At 72.9% G+C, this 16,424-nt stretch carries 19 protein-coding genes; 11 read left to right on the top strand and 8 right to left on the bottom strand.

Annotated elements, in window-relative coordinates; translation table 11 throughout:
- The first annotated feature begins 299 nt into the window (after positions 1 to 299).
- The 6 genes from MF672_RS51325 (at position 300) to MF672_RS12450 (ending at position 5,783) form a co-directional block, all read left to right on the top strand.
- Positions 300 to 431, top strand: coding sequence for a hypothetical protein (locus MF672_RS51325; protein ID WP_302893198.1), 132 nt, complete (start codon positions 300 to 302; stop codon positions 429 to 431).
- Between the two features lies 1 nt (position 432).
- A complete protein-coding gene (locus tag MF672_RS12470; RefSeq protein ID WP_242374162.1) occupies positions 433 to 1,080 on the top strand; it encodes a hypothetical protein in 648 nt (215 codons plus the stop codon).
- 123 nt (positions 1,081 to 1,203) lie between these two features.
- Positions 1,204 to 3,384: a molybdopterin-dependent oxidoreductase gene (locus tag MF672_RS12465; RefSeq protein WP_242374163.1), complete on the top strand. Its 2,181-nt coding sequence runs from the start codon at positions 1,204 to 1,206 to the stop codon at positions 3,382 to 3,384.
- A 1-nt stretch (position 3,385) separates the two neighbouring features.
- A complete protein-coding gene (locus tag MF672_RS12460) occupies positions 3,386 to 3,997 on the top strand; it encodes an HD domain-containing protein (protein ID WP_242374164.1) in 612 nt (203 codons plus the stop codon).
- Between the two features lie 63 nt (positions 3,998 to 4,060).
- On the top strand, positions 4,061 to 4,936 hold the full coding sequence (locus MF672_RS12455; RefSeq protein ID WP_242374165.1) for a Rieske (2Fe-2S) protein: 876 nt from the start codon (positions 4,061 to 4,063) through the stop codon (positions 4,934 to 4,936).
- A gap of 28 nt (positions 4,937 to 4,964) precedes the next feature.
- Positions 4,965 to 5,783 carry an NAD(P)H-binding protein gene (locus MF672_RS12450; protein ID WP_242374166.1) on the top strand — a complete coding sequence of 273 codons (819 nt, stop codon included), beginning with the start codon at positions 4,965 to 4,967 and terminating at the stop codon, positions 5,781 to 5,783.
- On the opposite strand, the gene MF672_RS12445 is transcribed toward MF672_RS12450, so the two are convergent.
- From MF672_RS12445 to MF672_RS12430, 4 genes are all read right to left on the bottom strand, one after another.
- The gene (locus MF672_RS12445; RefSeq protein ID WP_242374167.1) at positions 5,776 to 6,018 is read right to left on the bottom strand and encodes a DUF8836 family protein; all 243 of its coding nucleotides are present in this window, start codon (positions 6,016 to 6,018) and stop codon (positions 5,776 to 5,778) included. The genes MF672_RS12450 and MF672_RS12445 overlap by 8 nt on opposite strands.
- A gap of 23 nt (positions 6,019 to 6,041) precedes the next feature.
- Complete coding sequence (locus MF672_RS12440) at positions 6,042 to 6,797, bottom strand: sulfite exporter TauE/SafE family protein (RefSeq protein WP_242374168.1); 756 nt, start codon at positions 6,795 to 6,797, stop codon at positions 6,042 to 6,044.
- 9 nt (positions 6,798 to 6,806) lie between these two features.
- On the bottom strand, positions 6,807 to 7,727 hold the full coding sequence (locus MF672_RS12435) for an SPFH domain-containing protein (protein WP_242374169.1): 921 nt from the start codon (positions 7,725 to 7,727) through the stop codon (positions 6,807 to 6,809).
- 90 nt (positions 7,728 to 7,817) lie between these two features.
- Positions 7,818 to 8,606 (bottom strand): ABC transporter ATP-binding protein, encoded by a 789-nt coding sequence (locus MF672_RS12430; RefSeq protein WP_242374170.1) that lies wholly within the window; start codon positions 8,604 to 8,606, stop codon positions 7,818 to 7,820.
- A gap of 69 nt (positions 8,607 to 8,675) precedes the next feature.
- On the opposite strand from MF672_RS12430, the gene MF672_RS12425 reads away from it, so the two are divergent.
- A complete protein-coding gene (locus tag MF672_RS12425) occupies positions 8,676 to 9,392 on the top strand; it encodes an Rv1486c family protein (protein ID WP_242374171.1) in 717 nt (238 codons plus the stop codon).
- Here the strand turns inward: MF672_RS12425 and MF672_RS12420 are convergent, their stop codons facing one another.
- From MF672_RS12420 to MF672_RS12410, 3 genes are all read right to left on the bottom strand, one after another.
- Positions 9,393 to 9,878 carry a hypothetical protein gene (locus MF672_RS12420; RefSeq protein ID WP_242374172.1) on the bottom strand — a complete coding sequence of 162 codons (486 nt, stop codon included), beginning with the start codon at positions 9,876 to 9,878 and terminating at the stop codon, positions 9,393 to 9,395.
- 110 nt (positions 9,879 to 9,988) lie between these two features.
- Positions 9,989 to 10,612 carry a response regulator gene (locus MF672_RS12415; protein ID WP_242374173.1) on the bottom strand — a complete coding sequence of 208 codons (624 nt, stop codon included), beginning with the start codon at positions 10,610 to 10,612 and terminating at the stop codon, positions 9,989 to 9,991.
- A complete protein-coding gene (locus MF672_RS12410) occupies positions 10,609 to 11,736 on the bottom strand; it encodes a GAF domain-containing sensor histidine kinase (protein WP_242374174.1) in 1,128 nt (375 codons plus the stop codon). Before MF672_RS12410 ends, MF672_RS12415 begins: the two co-directional genes overlap by 4 nt.
- 172 nt (positions 11,737 to 11,908) lie before the next feature.
- On the opposite strand from MF672_RS12410, the gene MF672_RS12405 reads away from it, so the two are divergent.
- The 4 genes from MF672_RS12405 (at position 11,909) to serB (ending at position 15,683) form a co-directional block, all read left to right on the top strand.
- The gene (locus MF672_RS12405) at positions 11,909 to 12,580 is read left to right on the top strand and encodes an SDR family oxidoreductase (protein WP_242374175.1); all 672 of its coding nucleotides are present in this window, start codon (positions 11,909 to 11,911) and stop codon (positions 12,578 to 12,580) included.
- A 74-nt stretch (positions 12,581 to 12,654) separates the two neighbouring features.
- Positions 12,655 to 13,704, top strand: coding sequence for an S-adenosylmethionine:tRNA ribosyltransferase-isomerase (locus MF672_RS12400; RefSeq protein ID WP_242374176.1), 1,050 nt, complete (start codon positions 12,655 to 12,657; stop codon positions 13,702 to 13,704).
- Between the two features lie 105 nt (positions 13,705 to 13,809).
- Positions 13,810 to 14,382, top strand: coding sequence for a hypothetical protein (locus MF672_RS12395; RefSeq protein WP_242374177.1), 573 nt, complete (start codon positions 13,810 to 13,812; stop codon positions 14,380 to 14,382).
- Between the two features lie 80 nt (positions 14,383 to 14,462).
- Positions 14,463 to 15,683, top strand: a complete 1,221-nt coding sequence (gene serB / locus MF672_RS12390) for a phosphoserine phosphatase SerB (protein ID WP_242374178.1) — start codon at positions 14,463 to 14,465, stop codon at positions 15,681 to 15,683.
- Between the two features lie 12 nt (positions 15,684 to 15,695).
- Here serB and MF672_RS12385 read toward each other — a convergent pair whose 3' ends face one another.
- A complete protein-coding gene (locus MF672_RS12385; RefSeq protein ID WP_242374179.1) occupies positions 15,696 to 16,166 on the bottom strand; it encodes a SixA phosphatase family protein in 471 nt (156 codons plus the stop codon).
- Positions 16,167 to 16,424: the final 258 nt, after the last annotated feature.

The following is a 16,424-nucleotide window of genomic DNA, read 5'->3' as shown; positions in this document are numbered from 1 at the left end:
CACCTGGGAGGCGCCCCGCCGGAAGGAACGTGTGACCACCTGACGAGTGCAGCGCTGAGCGATCAGCGCACCCCGTGCCACGGGCACGAAAAAGGCCGGGCCGCGGCTGACGACCTGGCTTCCGCATATGGGCTGCCACCCTGCGGGAGCACCGGCCGCCAGCCGACGGACCGGCAAAGAAGCCACCTCTAGAAATGCCGCGAAAGGGGTCTTCTATGTACTCACAAGGTACCAAGGGACCTGGCCGAATCAAGTCCCGGATTCGGGAACTCCTCGCTTATGCCGACCGCGAGATCTGCATGGAGCCCGACGAGTTCGCCTACCACGTCGGCTGGACCGTGACCAGGACGGGTTTCGGCGCGCGCCGCTACCGCGACCCACGGTTCGACCAGCTCCGCGTGCCCGGCAGGGTGCACGAGGAGGTGACGTGAGGTGCCGAGGAACCCGCGCAACCAGATCTACCCCGCCAACGAGGACCTGCCCGCCGCGCGGGGCGGCGGGCCCCTGGTCCGGCTCTGGCGGGCGCGCACCGAGCTGCTGCTGGCCGCCGTTCTCGGGCTGGCGGGCACGCTCCTGGTGCGGGCCGCGGGCGACGGCCACCTCCTGCCCCTCGCGCTGACGGCCGGCGCGATCTCCGTCCCGGCGGCCACCAGGGCCGGCCGGGGCTGGATCGCCGCGCACTACTGGTGCGTCGTCTCCCGGCACCGCCTGCAGCGGGTCTGCCTGGAGACGACGATGCACACCCGCGCCGGGCGCATCCCGCTGATCCTGTGGATCACCCCGACCGCCACCGGCGAGAAGGCGCTGATCCTCACGCGGGCCGGGATCAGCGCCGAGGAGTTCGAGGCCTACAGCGAGGAGATCGCCGCGGCCTGCTGGGCGAGGAGCGCGAGCGTCTACCGGCACCGCGCGCGGGCCCAGTTCGTCGTCGTGGAGGTCGTCCGGCGGGACGAGACGCCCGGCGCCGCCGGCCCCGGGCTCGACCGGCTCTTCGGCCGGCGCGCCTGGGTCCCGCTCCGGCCCGACCTGAAGGAGCCGCCTGATCTGCGCCGTCCACGGGAGCCGGCGCTGATCGGCTAGAAGCCTGGGGATAAATGGGGCCTTCCCCAGGGGGTAAGCCCCGGAGACCGCGGGGGCTCCGGGGCTTCCCCATGCGCGCGGCTCGGGCCAAGATGAGTTCATCTGGCGAACTCAGGAGTCGTGATGACGTCGACCGTCCACCGGACTTGTCCCCTGTGCGAGGCCGTCTGCGGCCTGACGCTCACCCTCGACGAGGGCGGGCACGTGACCAGCGTCCGCGGCGACAAGGACGATCCGTTCAGCAAGGGCTTCATCTGCCCCAAGGGGGCCAGTCTGGGCCGCCTCGACGAGGACCCCGACCGGCTGCGCAAGCCCATCATCCGCGAGGGCGAGCTGTGGCGCGAGGCCGGCTGGGACGAGGCGTTCGCGGCCGTCAAGGCGGGCCTCGACCGCGTGGCCGACCGCAGCTCCGTCGCCGTCTACCTGGGCAACCCGAACGCGCACACCATGGCGGGCGCGCTGTACGCCGGTCCGCTGATCAAGGCGCTCGGCACCCGCAACGTCTTCACCGCCGCCACCGCCGACCAGATGCCGAAGCACGTGGCGAGCGGCCTGATGTTCGGCCACCCGCTGGCCATCCCGGTCCCCGACCTCGACCGCACCGATCACCTGCTGATGCTTGGGGCCAACCCGCTGGAGTCCAACGGCTCGTTGTGCACCGCGCCCGACTTCCCCGGGCGGCTCAAGGCGCTGCGCGGGCGCGGCGGGCGGCTGGTCGTGGTGGACCCGCGCCGCACGCGCACCGCCGCGCTGGCCGACGAGCACGTCTTCGTCCGGCCGGGAACGGACGCGTACCTGCTGTTCGGCATGGTCCACACTCTGCTCGCCGAGGACCTGGCGCGGCCGGCGCAGGCGCTCAACGGCCTGGAGGAGCTGCGGGAGGCGGCCAAGCACTTCCCGCCGGAGGCGGTGGCGCGGCGCACCGGCGTGCCCGCCGAGGTGATCAGGCGGCTGGCGCGGGAGCTGGCCGCGGCGCGCACGGCCGCCGTGTACGCCAGGATGGGCACCTGCACGGCCGAGTTCGGCACGCTGGCCCAATGGCTGGTGGACGTGCTCAACGTGCTCACCGGCAACCTCGACCGGCCGGGCGGGGCGATGTTCCCCAAGCCCGCCACGGAGTTCGCGGCGCGGCGGCGGCCGTACGCGCTGGGCCGGTGGAAGAGCCGGGTGCGCGGCCTGCCGGAGGCCAACGGCGAGCTGCCGGTGGCCACGCTCGCCGACGAGATCGAGACGCCCGGCGAGGGCCAGGTGCGCTTCCTGCTCACGATCGCGGGCAACCCGGTGCTGTCGGCGCCCCACGGGGCCCGGCTGGACGCGGCCTTCGAACGCCTCGACTTCATGGTGAGCGTGGACCCGTACCTGAACGAGACCACCCGGCACGCGAACGTCATCCTGCCGCCGCCGCGCGTGCTGCAGTCCGGCCACTACGACTTCGCGCTGCTCGGCTTCGCGGTGCGCAACTACGCCCGCTACTCGCCCCCGCTGCTGCCGCTGGACGGGCAGCCCTCGGAGGCCCAGATCCTGGCCAGGCTGGCCATGATCGCCAGCGGCCTGGAGGGCGACCTGGACGCGTTCGTCATCGACGAGACGCTGCGCAAGGCCACCGAGACGCCCGGCTCCGGCGTCGAGGGCCGGGACGTGGCCGAGCTGCGCGCCGCGCTGGAGGGCGAGACCGGCGGCGAGCGGCGGCTCGACCTGATGCTGCGGCTCGGCCCGTACGGCGAGTGGGCCGGCAAGGGCGACCTGTCGCTGCGCAAGCTGCTCGACCATCCGCACGGCCTCGACCTCGGCCCGCTGGAGCCGCGGCTCGGCGAGGTGCTGAGGACCCCCTCGGGGCGGATCGAGCTGGCCCCGCCGCGGCTGCTCGACGACGTCGAGCGGCTGCGCGCGAAGCTGGAGGAGGAGCCGCCGGAGATGGTCCTCATCGGCCGCCGGCACCTGCGCTCCAACAACAGCTGGCTGCACAACGTCGGCCCGCTGGTCGGCGGCAGCAACGCCTGCACGCTGCAGATCAACCCGGCCGACGTGGCCCGGCTGGGCCTGGCCGGCGAGGCGGAGGTGCGCTCGGCGAAGGGGCGGCTCACGGTGGCGCTGGAGCCCACGGACACGATCATGCCGGGCGTGGTCAGCCTGCCCCACGGGTGGGGTCACGCGGGCAGCGCGCAGCGCGTCGCGGCCGAGCACGCGGGCGTCAGCGTGAACGATCTCACCGACGACGACGCCGTCGATGCGCCCAGCGGCAACGCGGTGTTCAACGGAGTTCCGGTCACGATTTCACCAACCGGGGTGATCAGCGCACATTAGGGTGCTGCGCGTGACTATCGCGCCAGAAGAGGACCGCCTGAACGCCCAGATCGCCTTCGCCATCGAGATCGACAAGTTGAAGCGGATCATCCGCCGCAACCATCTCATCGACGGCTCGCGCCGGGAGAACACCGCCGAGCACTCCTGGTACGTGGGCACGTTGGCGATGGTCCTCGGCGAGCATGCCCCGCCGGGGACCGACCTCCAGCGGGTGGCGGCCATGCTGCTGGTGCACGACCTGGTGGAGATCGACGCCGGTGACACGTTCATCTACGACCCGGTCGAGGTCGCCGCGCAGGCCGGCGCCGAGCGGGCCGCCGCCGACCGCATCTTCGGCCTGCTGCCCGCCGAGCAGGGCATGGAGCTGCGGGCGCTCTGGGACGAGTTCGAGGAGCGCAAGACGCCGGAGGCGAAGTTCGCCAAGGCGCTCGACCGCTTCGCCCCGATCCTGGCCAACCATCACACCGAGGGCGGCACCTGGCCGCTGTTCAAGGTGCGGGCCGCGCAGGTGCGCGAGAAGGTGCGCATCATCGAGGAGGGCTCGCCCACGCTCGGCAGGTACGCCCTGGAACTGGTCGAACTCTCGGTGGCCAGGGGACACCTCGCCGAGTGATCCCCGTATGCCCGGGGTAGGGGACTTGTCGTGAAAGAGACAGTACGAGCGAAGCGTCGGCAATTGAAGGGATTCGCCGGTCCGGTCGCTCTGGCCGATCGGCTGGAGAAGTCGAAGGCCATGGACGCGCCGATCAGGGGGCTGGCCAAGACCGTCCGCGAGCGGGTGAAGCCCGGCTGGCTGCGCGACCTGTTGCACGGCGTGCCGATCGGCGAGCCGCTGCACCCGCCGCTGGCCTCGGTCACGCTGGGCTGCTGGGTGTCCGCCGCCGTGCTGGACGCGGCCGGCGCCGACCCGCGCGCGGCCCGGCTGCTGCTGGCCACCGGCATCGCCGGCTCGCTGCCCACGGCGGCGGCCGGGCTGACCGACTGGTCGTCGCTGCACCGCGAGCAGCAGCGGGTGGGTTTCGTCCACATGGCCGGCAATCTGACCGCCCTGGGGCTGTTCTCCGCCTCGCTGCTGGTCCGCCTGCGCGGACGCGAGCGGACCGGCCGCATGCTCTCCTTCGCCGGGCTCGGCGTCGGCATGCTGGGGGCGTACCTGGGCGGCCACCTGGCCTACCGCCAGGCCGCGGGCGCCAACCACGCGCCGCAGGTCACCCACCTGGTGCCGCTGGGCTGGCACGACCTGTGCCCGATCAAGGACCTGCCGGACGGCCGGCCCGTCGCCCGGCGGCTCGGCTACATCCAGCTCTTCGTGCTGCGGCAGGGCGAGGCCGTCACCGTGCTCGCCGACCTCTGCCCGCACCTCGCGGGCCCGCTGCACCAGGGCCGGCTGGTCATGGAGAACGGCGAGGCGTGCGTGGTGTGCCCGTGGCACGGCAGCACGTTCCGGCTGAACGACGGCTCGGTGCGGCACGGGCCGGCGACCGCGCCCGCGCCCACGTTCGAGACGCGCGTCAGGCGTGACGGCACGATCCAGGTGCGACCGTTGACCTGAACCTTGCTTGAGGTTCTACGGTCGTGTCATGAGCAAGATTCTGGTGACCGGCGCGACCGGGAATGTCGGCAGGCAGTTGGTCTCCCAGCTCGGCGAGGGCGGGCTGGACGTGCGGGCGCTCGCCCGTGACCCCGGGCGGGCGGCACTGCCGGTGGAGACCGTGCGGGGCGACCTGACCGCGCCCGAGACCCTCGAACCGGCGCTGCGGGACGTCGAGAGCGTCTTCCTGCTCTGGCCCGCCTTCACCGCGGACGGCGCCGACCAGGTGGTCACCGCCATCGCCAAGCACGCCCGGCGCGTGGTGCTCCTGTCGGCCACCGGGGCCGACGCCCCGGAGAGCCACTACCACGAGCTGGAGCGGCTGGTCCGGCACTCGGGCCTCGGCTGGACGTTCCTGCGGCCCGCCGGCTTCGCCGTCAACACCCTCCTCTGGGCGGACCAGGTGCGGCGGGGCGTGGTGCGCTGGCCGTTCGGGCGGGCGGCGCGCTCGCTGATCCACGAGAGGGACATCGCGGCGGTGGCGGCGCACGTGCTGACCTCGGCGGGGCACAACGGGGCGGCATACGTGCTGACCGGCCCGGACCGGCTGACGCAGGCCGAGCAGGTGCGGGTGATCGGCGAGGCGATCGGGCGCGAGGTGCGCTGGGAGGAGCAGCCGCCGGAGGAGGCCCGCGAGCAGCTCACGGCGGTGTGGGGCGCGCCCGCGTTCGTGGAGAGCGCGCTGCGCACCTGGGAGAGCTTCGTGAGCGCCCCCGAGGTCGTCACCGACACCGTGCGGCGGCTGCTCGGCCGGCCCGCGCTGACCTTCCGGCAGTGGGCCGAGGACCACGCGGCGGACTTCAGCTAGCTCCGCCGGAACCGTCGGCGGGCTCGGCGGCGGGATGCTCGACCAGGGCGAGGACCCGGCTGGACATGAACCTCGCCGTGCGCACGGGGGTGCCGCCGCGGGTGACCTCGCTCACCTCGACGAGCCCCCGGCGCGTGGCGATCTCCACCCGCCGGCCCGCGCGGGTGGCGGCGATCTCGTACGTGCGGGGCGAGCCCCCCGCGTCGATGACGATCTCCACCCGGTCACCCTTCATGTCCGGGTCATACCCGTTTCACGCTATCCGTACACCAGTACGATAATCGCCGCGACTCCCACGGTCACGATGACGCCGCGCAGCACCGGGGCCGGGATCCGCCGGCCCATCCGGGCCCCCAGGAAGCCGCCCGCGATCGCGCCCAGGGCCACGCCGGCCACGGCCTGCCAGTCCACGTCGGCGACGAGGACGAACAGCACGGCCGCCACGCCGTTGACGATCAGCGCGAGCACGTTCTTGGCCGCGTTGACGCGTTGCAGGTGCTCGTCGAGGAAGCTGCCGAGCAGGCCGATCAGCAGCACGCCCTGGGCCGCGCCGAAGTAGCCGCCGTAGACACCGGCGGCCAGCACGCCCAGCCACAGCGCGAGGCCGCCGTGCGGGCTCGCGTGCTCGCGCCGGTCGGCCAGCCACCGGTTGAGCCGCGGCTGCACCACGACCAGCACGCAGGCGAGGGCGATGAGCACGACCACCACGATCTGGAACACGTCAGGGTCGAGGAACAGCAGCAGGACGCCGCCGATCAGCGCGCCGAGCGCCGAGGCGAGGCCCAGGCGCAGCAGCCGCTCGCGCTGGCCGCTCAGCTCGGCGCGGTAGCCGTAGGCGCCGGTGAAGGAGCCGGGCACCAGGCCGATCGTGTTGGAGACGTTGGCGGTCACGGGGTCGACGCCCATCGCCACCAGCGTCGGGAACGTGATCAGCGAGCCCGACCCGACGACCGCGTTGATGGCTCCGGCCACCACGCCGGCCGCGCAGACCGCGACCAGTTCCCACCCCGTCACGAGCACTCCTTACGTGTCTGGGCTCTTGGGGGGTGTGAACAGGCCGCCAAGGCTCTCCAGGACTTTTCCCATCTCCGATGGGACGATCCAGATTTTATTGGCCTCGCCTTTGGCGATCTCAGGCAGGGTCTGGAGGTACTGGTAAGCGAGGAGCTGCTGGTCCGGCTTGCCGTCGTGGATGGCCCGGAACACCATGCCGATCGCGTCCGCCTGGCCCTTGGCGCGCATGGCCTGGGCCTCGGCCTCGGCCTGCGCGCGCAGCACGGCCGCCTCGGCCTCGCCGCGGGCCCGCAGCACCGACGCCTGCTTCTCGCCCTCGGCCTGGAGGATCGCCGCCTGCCGCTGACCCTCGGCGGCCAGCACCGCGGCCCGCTTGTCGCGGTCGGCGCGCATCTGTTTCTCCATCGAGTCCTGGATGGAGGCGGGCGGGTCGATGGCCTTCAGCTCCACCCGGTTGACCCGGATGCCCCATTTGCCGGTGGCCTCGTCGAGGACGCCGCGAAGGGCGGTGTTGATGTCCTCGCGGGAGGTCAGCGTGCGTTCCAGGTCCATGCCGCCGACCACGTTGCGGAGCGTGGTGACCGTGAGCTGCTCGACGCCGGTGAGGAAGTTCGCGATCTCGTACGTGGCCGCCTTCGGGTTCGTGACCTGGAAGTAGATCACGGTGTCGATGGAGACCACCAGGTTGTCGGAGGTGATGACCGGCTGCGGCGGGAACGACACCACCTGCTCGCGCAGGTCGATCATGTCCTTGATGCGGTCGATGAAGGGCACGACCAGGTTGAGGCCGGGCCGCAGCGTCCGGTGGTAGCGCCCGAGCCGCTCGACGATGGCCGCCGTGGCCTGGGGGATGATGCGGACGGTGCGGACCACCCCGAAGATCACCGCGAGGACCACGACGAGGACCACGACGAGCTGCTCGACGGTCATGGCGACGCTCCGAAGTCGAGGGAACCGGCTGCGGAGATCCTAATTCGTTTTTTATGTCGATAAATGGCGATCAAGTAAGCACGGCCGGGCCTAGTACGCCCGGGCATACCACCGGCCCTCCGGGCTGCGCTCCAATGTCAGCGGCACCCCGAACGTCTGCGACAGGTTGTCGGCCGTCATCACGTGCTCCAGCGGCCCCTGCGCCACCACCGAGCCGTGCCGCAGCAGCAGCCCGTGGGTGAACCCGATCGGCACCTCCTCCACGTGGTGCGTCACCAGCACCAGCGTCGGCGAGCGGTAGTCGCCAGCCAGCGCCGACAGCCGCCGCACCAGGTCCTCGCGCCCGCCCAGGTCGAGCCCGGCGGCCGGCTCGTCGAGCAGCAGCAGCTCGGGGTCGGGCATGAGGGCGCGGGCGATCTGCACCCGCTTGCGCTCGCCCTCCGACAGCGTGCCGAACCTGCGCCTGATCAGGTGAGCCGCGCCCATCATGTCGATCAGCTCGACGGCCCGGGTCACGTCGTTGGAGTCGTACTCCTCCGTCCAGCGGCCCATCACCCCGTACGACGCCGTCAGGACGAGGTCGATGACCTTCTCCTCCGGCGGGATGCGCTCGGCCAGCGCCGCGCTCGCCAGGCCGATGCGGGGCCGCAGCTCGAAGACGTCGGCCTGCCCCAGCCGCTCGCCCAGCACCTCGATCACGCCCTCGCTCGGATACAACAACGTGGCCGCGACCTGCAGCAACGTGGTCTTGCCCGCACCGTTGGCGCCGATGACGACCCACCGCTCGTCCTCGCCGACCGTCCAGTCGATGCCGCGCAGCAGGGCCGCTCCGTCCCGCCTGACGGCGACGTCCTGGAGCCGCAGCACCTGACCACCCATCCCCGTTACCTCCTTCAGGAGTCACCCTCGGGACAAACCTATTGCAGGGCGAGCGCTTATCGTGGATCGGTGCGCCCTGAATCGCCTGTCTGTCCCTCCCTGGTCGCCTGGGGCAACGCGTGGCTCGCCGGTCACGTGGGCCTCGACGAGGCGGCCGACCACGTGGAAGCCGCCGGCGGGCCCGCCGTCGCGGGCGAGGTCCCGCTCCGGGCCTACCTCGCGAACCTGCGGGCGGGCGGCCTCCGCGAGCTGCGCCTGGCCCTGCCCGCGCCCGGCGACCCGCTCGGGCTGTCCGGGCCGGCCTCGTTCAACGCGGCGGCGGTGGACGCCGGCCAGGCCGCGATCGCCGTGCTCGACGACCGCAACCTCGGCCTGGTGCCCGCGCCCGACCGGCGCGGCTCGTCCTACGTCGGGGTCCGCCTCGACGTGCACGAGTCCGGCCCGGCCCGGCACGACCTGCCGTCGCTGGCCGAGGCCGAGCGCGAGCTGTCGGGAGCCATGCGCGCCGCCACCGAGGCGCTGTCGTCCGTCGACGGCCCCGCCCAGGCCCGTCCCGAGCTGGGCGGCCGGGGCGGCGAGCTGGCCCCCGGCTACCCCGCCCGCGCCCACCGCGTCTCCGCGCTGGCCGCCCGGCTGGCGGCGGTGCTGCGGCTGGCCGACGAGCGGGGCATCACCTCGGGGCAGGTGGCCGCCCGGGGGCACGCGCTGCGCGAGCTGGACCGGGCGGTGCGCCGCGCCCTCGTGGCCGCGCACCACGCGATCTTCGAGCCGCTGCGCAGCCCCTGATCACTTGTGCCAGGTGATCTGGTAGCCGCTGTTGGCCTGGCTGGGGTTGCTCGGCTCCGACACCGACAGGTTCTTGATGGTCGACACGTTCGGCGCGAGCGTGACCAGCGGCCCGGTCGCCGAGGCGAGCGTCTTGCCCGTCTGCTGGTCGATCAGCAGGACGGACTTGGTCTGCGCGATCACCGGACCGTTCGCGTCGTTCCTGAAGACCTGGACGTTGAAATTGCTCTGCACCACGCTGTTCGGCCGGTGGATGAGGAAGTAGTTCCGGCGGAACGGCGAGCCCGCCGGCACCGGGTCCTTGTCCAGGACGTAGTCCTGGGCGCAGCTGATGTTGTTCGCGAAAATGGTGCATAACCTGAGCGTGACCTGCAGGTCTTCACCGGCTGCCCGGGCCGGCCCGGCCAGGACGGCTCCCGTGGCGACGGCGGCGGCCGCGACGGCCGTCAGCCGCTTGGCGAGCGCGGTTCGAGACTTGACGGACATGGTGTGTTCTCCGTTCGACGTGCGTCCGATCGACGCCCCCGACGGTAGGCCGCGGCGGTGCTTCGTTCGGCGCACAAGTACGCGCTCACCACGTGAGCCGCGTCACGTGCTCACCCGAGCCCGTGGCGGACCGCCCAGAGGGCCGCCTGGGTGCGGTCCTGGACGCCGAGCTTCATCAGCACGTTCGACACGTGCGTCTTGACCGTCTTCTCCGCCACGGCCAGCGCCCGCGCGATCTCCCGGTTGGACCGGCCGGCCGCGATGAGCCGCAGGACCTCGCGCTCGCGCTCGGTGAGCGGCACCGGCGCCGGCCCGTCCTGCCGGGCGCCCTCCCCGGCCAGCATCGCCTCCGCGGCCTCGGGCGCCAGCAGCACCTGGCCGCCGTGCACCGCCCGGACCGCCTGCACCAGGGCATTGGGGTCGACGTCCTTGTAGAGGAAGCCGGCCGCGCCGGCCCGCATGGCCGGGCCCACGTCGCCGCGGTCGCTCACCGACGTCAGCACCACCACCCGCGTGGGGCCGCCGGTCAGCCGCTCCAGCGCGCCGAGGCCGTCCAGCACCGGCATCTTCAGGTCCAGCAGCAGCACGTCGGGGGCCAGCTCCCCGACCAGCTCGACGGCCTGCGCGCCGTCGCCCGCCTCGCCGACGACGGTGATGTCGTCCTGCAGGTCGAGGAACGTCCGCAGCCCCTGCCGCACCACCGGATGATCGTCGGCGATCAGCACCCGGATCACCCGCCCACCTCCACGCGCACCGTGGTCCCCCGGCCCGGCGCCGACTCGACGCTCAGCACGCCGCCGACCGCCTCGGCCCGGTCGCGCATCGAGACCAGCCCGAGGCCGCGCGACTCCCCTTCCTCGAACCCGCCGCCGTCGTCGCGCACGGTCAGCCTCAGCGTGTCGTCCTCGAAGGCCAGGCGGACGCCCACCGTGGCGGCGCCCGAGTGCCGCAGCGCGTTGTGCAGCGCCTCCTGGGCCACCCGCAGCACCGCCACCTCGACCGCCGCCTTCAGCGGCGGCAGCTCGCCGCACTCGAACGACAACGCCGGCGGATGCAGCCGGTCCAGCAGCCGGACGTGCTTGCGCAGCGTCTCGGCCAGCCCGTGCCGGTCCAGCTCGGCCGGGCGCAGCTCCACGATCACCGCGCGCAGCTCGGCCAGCGCCTCGCCGGCCAGGCGCTGGACGCGTTCGAGCTCCGCCGCCACCTGGCCGGCGCTGTCGGGGCCCTTGGCCAGCATCGTGCCCGCCGCCTGGGCGCTGAGCCGCAGCGAGAACAGCTTCTGCGTGACGGCGTCGTGCAGCTCCCGCGCCATGCGGTTGCGCTCCTCCAGCATGGCCAGCTCGCGGCCGGACTCGTAGAGGCGGGCGTTGGTCAGCGCGATCGCCGCGTGCGCGGCGAACAACGTCAGCAGCTCCTGGTCGGCCTGGGTGAACCCGGTGCCCGGCGTGCGCTTGTTGGCCAGGAAGATGATGCCGAGCACCTGCTCGCCGTCGCGGATGGGGACGCCGAGGAAGTCCTTCATCACCGGGTGCGCCTTCGGCCACCACTCGAACCTCGGGTCGGCGCGCAGGTCGGGCAGCCGGACGGGCGCGCCGTCGCGCAACATCGCGCCCAGCATGCCGTGCTGGCGGGGCAGCGGCCCGATGGCGTCCCACTGCTTGTCCGTCAGGCCCTCGGCGACGAACTCGGCGAACGAGCCGTCCTCGTCGGGCACGCCGAGCGCGGCGTAGCGGCAGTCCAGCAGCCGCTGCGCGGAGCGCACGATCACCTGCAGCACCTCACGGACGGACAGGTGCCGGGTGACCGCGAGCACGGCGGAGCTCACCGCCTGCAGGATCTCGTCTCGGTCGGCCGTCACGGCATCCACTTTAGGATCCGCCGGCGACCCGGCGGCCCCGGGCCGGGCCGGGCGGTGGTGCTGGTTCCGGTCCTGGTGCTGGTCCCGCTCGCGGGTCCTAGGACCAAGTGCCCAGGGCGGGCCCGTCCCGCGCCCGATGTCCGCACGCCGCCGCGTTCCTAGCGTCGGAGGCATGACACACACCACCTCCACCCGCACCGCGATCATCACCGGGGCCTCCCGCGGGCTCGGCCTGGCCCTGGCGCGGTCGCTGGCCGGCGCCGGCTGGCGTCTCGTGCTCACCGCCCGCGGCGCCGCCGACCTCGAACGCGCCGCCGCCGAGCTGGACGCCGTCGCGATCCCCGGCGACGTGAGCGACCCCGCGCACGTCGAGCGGCTGGCCAGCGCGGCCCCCGAGCTGGACCTGCTGGTCAACAACGCCAGCGACCTCGGCCCGACGCCGCTGCCCCGCCTCGCCGACCTCCCGCTCGACGCGTTCGCCGCGCTGCTGGCCACGAACGTCACCGCGCCGCTCGCGCTCGCCCAGGCCACGCTGCCGGCGCTGCGGGCCGCGCGCGGCGCGATCGTGAACGTCACCTCCGACGCCGCGACCGGCGCCTACGAAGGCTGGGGCGGCTACGGCGCCGGGAAGGCGGCTCTGGAGCAGCTCTCGAACGTGCTGGCCGCCGAGGAGCCGGACGTCCGGGTCTGGTGGGTCGATCCGGGCGAGATGAACACCCGCATGCTCGCCGACGCCGTCGGCGCCGAGGAGGCCGCCGGCGCCGCGGACCCGGCCAAGGTGGCCGCCGCCCTGCACGACCTCGTCTCGTCCCGCCCCGCCAGCGGCCGGGTGACCTTCCAATGACCGCCACCGGGCTCCACAACGAGGGGAGCACCCCCTTGACCTCCACCGGATCCCACCAGCGAGGGGAGCGCCCGATGACCGCCACCGGCTTCGACGGCGAGGCAGGCCCCCGACCGACCGCCCTCGCGCCCGACTTCGAGCTGCCGCCCGATCTGTCGGCGCACGAGCCGCCCGAGGTGCGCGGCCGCTCGCGCGACGACGTGCGGCTGCTGGTGTCGCGCGGCGACCAGGCCCCCGGCCACCACCGCTTCCGCGACCTGCCCGGCCTGCTGGCCCCCGGCGACCTGATCGTGGTCAACAACTCGGCGACGCTGCCCGCCGCGGTCCGGCTGGACCGGCTCGCGGTGCACTTCTCGACCGCCCGCGAGGACGGCACCTGGCTGGTCGAGCTGCGGCGGCGCACCGCCAGGGCGAGCGAGCCGTACGCCGGGGGCGAGCCGGGCGAGTGGCTGCCGCTGCCGGGACGGGCCACGTTGCGGCTCGTCGAGCGGGAGACGCCCCGGCTGTGGCGGGCCGAGCTGGACCGGGACGTGGAGACGTACCTGCGGGCGTACGGGGCGCCGATCCGGTACTCGTACGTGGAGGAGGACTGGCCGATCGAGGCGTACCAGACCGTGTTCGCGACCGTGCCGGGCAGCGCGGAGATGCCGAGCGCGGCGCGGCCGTTCACGGAGGCTCTGGTGACGGCGCTGGTGGCGCGCGGGATCGGGATCGCGCCGATCACCCTGCACACCGGGGTCGCCTCGCCGGAGAAGGACGAGCCGCCCTACGCGGAGCGGTACGCGGTGCCCGCCCCGACCGCACGCCTGGTCAACCTGGCCCGCGAGAGCGGCAACCGGGTGGTCGCGGCCGGGACGACCGTGGTGCGGGCCCTGGAGAGCGCCGTGGACGCGGCCGGCCTGGTGCGGGCGGCGTCCGGCTGGACCCGGCACGTGGTGACCCCGGAGACCGGCGTCCGGGCGGTGACCGGGCTGCTCACCGGGCTGCACGAGCCGCGGTCGAGCCATCTGCTCATGTTGTCGGCCGTCGCGGGCGTGGACGCGCTGGCCCGGGCGTACGAGGAGGCGTTGCGGGAGGGGTACTTGTGGCACGAGTTCGGCGACACGCACCTGATTCTGAAGTAATACGCTTTACACAGATTTTAAGATCGTGATAGACACAGCGGGCAATTTACGGGGGGCTTGTTGTATTACACGGCCCCATGTCCAATTCCTTTACCCGGAGAGGTAATGCACAAGTCCCTTGCCAAGGGTGCCGTGCTGGCGATGCTGGCGTCCGGCGCCCTGCTCGTCCCCGCTGTTCCCGCTTCAGCCACCACCGCGACCACCGCCGCGACCACCGCCAAGACCGCGGCCAAGCCCTACTCCGCGTTCGCGGTGCAGGTGTCGGCGACCAAGAAGGTCAAGGCCGGCAGCTACATCAAGTACAAGATCTCGGCCACCAACAGGGGCCCGTACTTCGCCTCCGCGGACGCCTGGTTCGTCGGCGGCGCCTTCCCCAAGGGCGTCGACCCCAGGTACATCCGCTACTCCTCCACCGGCAAGAAGATGGACTGCATGCTGGTCTCCGACCGCGGCTTCTTCTGCTGGGCCGACAAGGACATCAAGGTCGGCGCCTCGTTCTCCGTCACCTTCTACGCCAAGACGAAGAAGAGCGCGCGGGGCACCCAGCGGGCCGCCCTCGGCGTCATCTCCTACAACCTCGACCAGGGCATGGAGGACATGGACATGCGCGAGCTCGACCGGCTCGGCGTGCCCGGCTACCTCTTCGCCAAGTCCGTGAAGACCACGGTCGTGCGCTGACGCCTCCGGCTGCCGCGCCCGCGTCCGAATGGCGAGCCTGCTGCGCGAGCATCGGACCGGGCGCAGTACCGTGGCTGGATGTGGACCAGCGCACCCTCCTGATCACCCTGACCGGCCCCGACCGGCCCGGCGTCACTTCGCGCCTCTTCTCCGTCCTGTCCGGCTTTCCCGTGACAGTGGCGGACATCGAGCAGGTCGTCATCCGAGGCAGGCTCACGCTCGGCGTGCTCGTCGCCTACGCGGGCGGGCCGTCCACCGGCACCGGCACGACGCTCGGCGCCATGTGGACCGCCGTCGAGCGGGTGGCCGAAGACCTCGGCATGGAGGTCGAGCTCTCCACCGGCTCCCAGGCCAAGGAGCAGCGCCGCCGCGGGCGGCTGTCGGTCAGCGTCCTCGGCGCCACGCTCCAGCCGGCCGCGATCGCCGGCATCGCCGGGCGCATCGCCGCCGCCGGCGCCAACATCGACCGCATCGAACGCCTCGCCCAGTGGCCCGTCACCTGCATCGAGCTGTCCGTCTCCGGCGCCAACCCCGACTCGCTCCGCGTCGAGCTGGCCGCCGAGGCCGCCGCGCAGGAGGTCGACGTCGCCGTGCAGCGCACCGGCCTGTCCCGCCGGGCCAAGCGGCTCATCGTCATGGACGTCGACTCCACGCTCATCCAGGGCGAGGTCATCGAGCTGCTGGCGGCCCACGCCGGCTGCCTGGACGAGGTCGCCCGCGTCACCGAGCAGGCCATGCGCGGCGAGCTCGACTTCGCCGAGTCGCTGCGCAAGCGGGTGGCGCTGCTGGAGGGGCTGCCCGAGGAGGTGTTCGCCGAGGTGCGCAAGGAGGTCGTGCTGACGCCTGGCGCCCGCACGCTCGTCCGCACGCTCAAGCGGCTCGACTACCGCTTCGCCATCGTCAGCGGCGGCTTCACCCAGATCACCGACGCGCTGGTCGAGGAGCTGGGCATCGACTACTCGGCGGCGAACGTCCTGGAGGTCGTGGACGGGCGGCTCACCGGCCGCGTCGTCGGCGACATCGTGGACCGGCCGGGCAAGGCGCGGGCCCTCGAGCGCTTCGCCGCCGCGGCCCGCCTGCCGATCTCCCAGACCGTGGCCATCGGCGACGGCGCCAACGACCTGGACATGATCGCGGCGGCCGGGCTCGGCATCGCGTTCAACGCCAAGCCGGTCGTGCGGCAGGCCGCCGACACCGCGGTCAACACGCCCTACCTCGACTCCATCCTCTACCTGCTCGGGATCTCGCGGGACGAGGTGGAGGCCGCCGACGCCGAGGACGGCGTCCTCACCCCGCGCTAGCTCTCCGAAGCGTCAGTCCTCGCCCTTGGGGTCCCAGCGGCTGACCAGGCGGCCCTCGCCCGGGTGGAGGTCCGCCCAGGCCGCGTCGAGCTCGATGACCGCGAACGACCCGGGCCGGAACCCGTACTCGCCTCCGGCCAGGCTCAGGGCCAGCTCGTGCACGCCCGGGTTGTGCCCGCACAACACGACCGTGCCGAGCTCGGGGTCGGCCCGGTGGAGCACGCTCAGCAGGTCCTCGGGGTAGGCCTCGTAGATCTCGCGCTCGTAGCTGATCTCCGCGCCGGGGAAGGCCAGCTCGGCGGTGCGCCTGGTGCGGACCGCCGGGGAGCAGAACACGGCGTCCGGCTCCAGGCCGGCCGCCCTGATCTCCTCGCCCGCCCGCTCGGCGTCCCGCTCGCCGCGGTCGGTCAGCGGCCGCTCCCGGTCGGCCAGGCCGGCGACGTGGGCGGCCTTGGCGTGCCGCAGCACGATCAGCGTCCGCACCGGATCACCCGCTCCTCGATGCCCAGACGGACAGCCCCACCAGGACGGCCAGGATGACGATCATGGCCAGCAGGATCAGGCCCAAGGTCTTCGCGCCGTTGGGCGGCTTCTCGCTCTCCACCGGGACAGTTTCCCACCACGGGCCCCCGGGGCCGCGCGCACCTGCCCCGGTGCCCGTGCCGCCAGGCCGATCCGCCGCGTCCCGTCCGGTCTCCGGCCATCGCCGAACCCCTTCCACCCCCTGAACTGGATCTTCCC

It is taken from the genome of Actinomadura luzonensis (assembly GCF_022664455.2).
Taxonomy (GTDB): domain Bacteria; phylum Actinomycetota; class Actinomycetes; order Streptosporangiales; family Streptosporangiaceae; genus Nonomuraea; species Nonomuraea luzonensis.
The sequence above is the reverse complement of the archived record's forward strand: the minus strand, read 5'-3'. Positions and strand labels throughout refer to the sequence as shown.

Bases quoted from the DNA above. Each gene is read 5' to 3' on its own strand.
- MF672_RS12450 (WP_242374166.1), top strand. From the start codon at position 4,965: ATGAGCAAGATTCTGGTGACCGGCGCGACCGGGAATGTCGGCAGGCAG.
- MF672_RS12420 (WP_242374172.1), bottom strand. From the start codon at position 9,878: ATGTCCGTCAAGTCTCGAACCGCGCTCGCCAAGCGGCTGACGGCCGTC.
- MF672_RS12435 (WP_242374169.1), bottom strand. From the start codon at position 7,727: ATGACCGTCGAGCAGCTCGTCGTGGTCCTCGTCGTGGTCCTCGCGGTG.
- MF672_RS12400 (WP_242374176.1), top strand. From the start codon at position 12,655: ATGACCGCCACCGGCTTCGACGGCGAGGCAGGCCCCCGACCGACCGCC.
- MF672_RS12465 (WP_242374163.1), top strand. From the start codon at position 1,204: ATGACGTCGACCGTCCACCGGACTTGTCCCCTGTGCGAGGCCGTCTGC.
- MF672_RS12405 (WP_242374175.1), top strand. From the start codon at position 11,909: ATGACACACACCACCTCCACCCGCACCGCGATCATCACCGGGGCCTCC.
- MF672_RS12395 (WP_242374177.1), top strand. From the start codon at position 13,810: ATGCACAAGTCCCTTGCCAAGGGTGCCGTGCTGGCGATGCTGGCGTCC.
- MF672_RS51325 (WP_302893198.1), top strand. From the start codon at position 300: ATGGAGCCCGACGAGTTCGCCTACCACGTCGGCTGGACCGTGACCAGG.
- MF672_RS12445 (WP_242374167.1), bottom strand. From the start codon at position 6,018: ATGAAGGGTGACCGGGTGGAGATCGTCATCGACGCGGGGGGCTCGCCC.
- MF672_RS12430 (WP_242374170.1), bottom strand. From the start codon at position 8,606: ATGGGTGGTCAGGTGCTGCGGCTCCAGGACGTCGCCGTCAGGCGGGAC.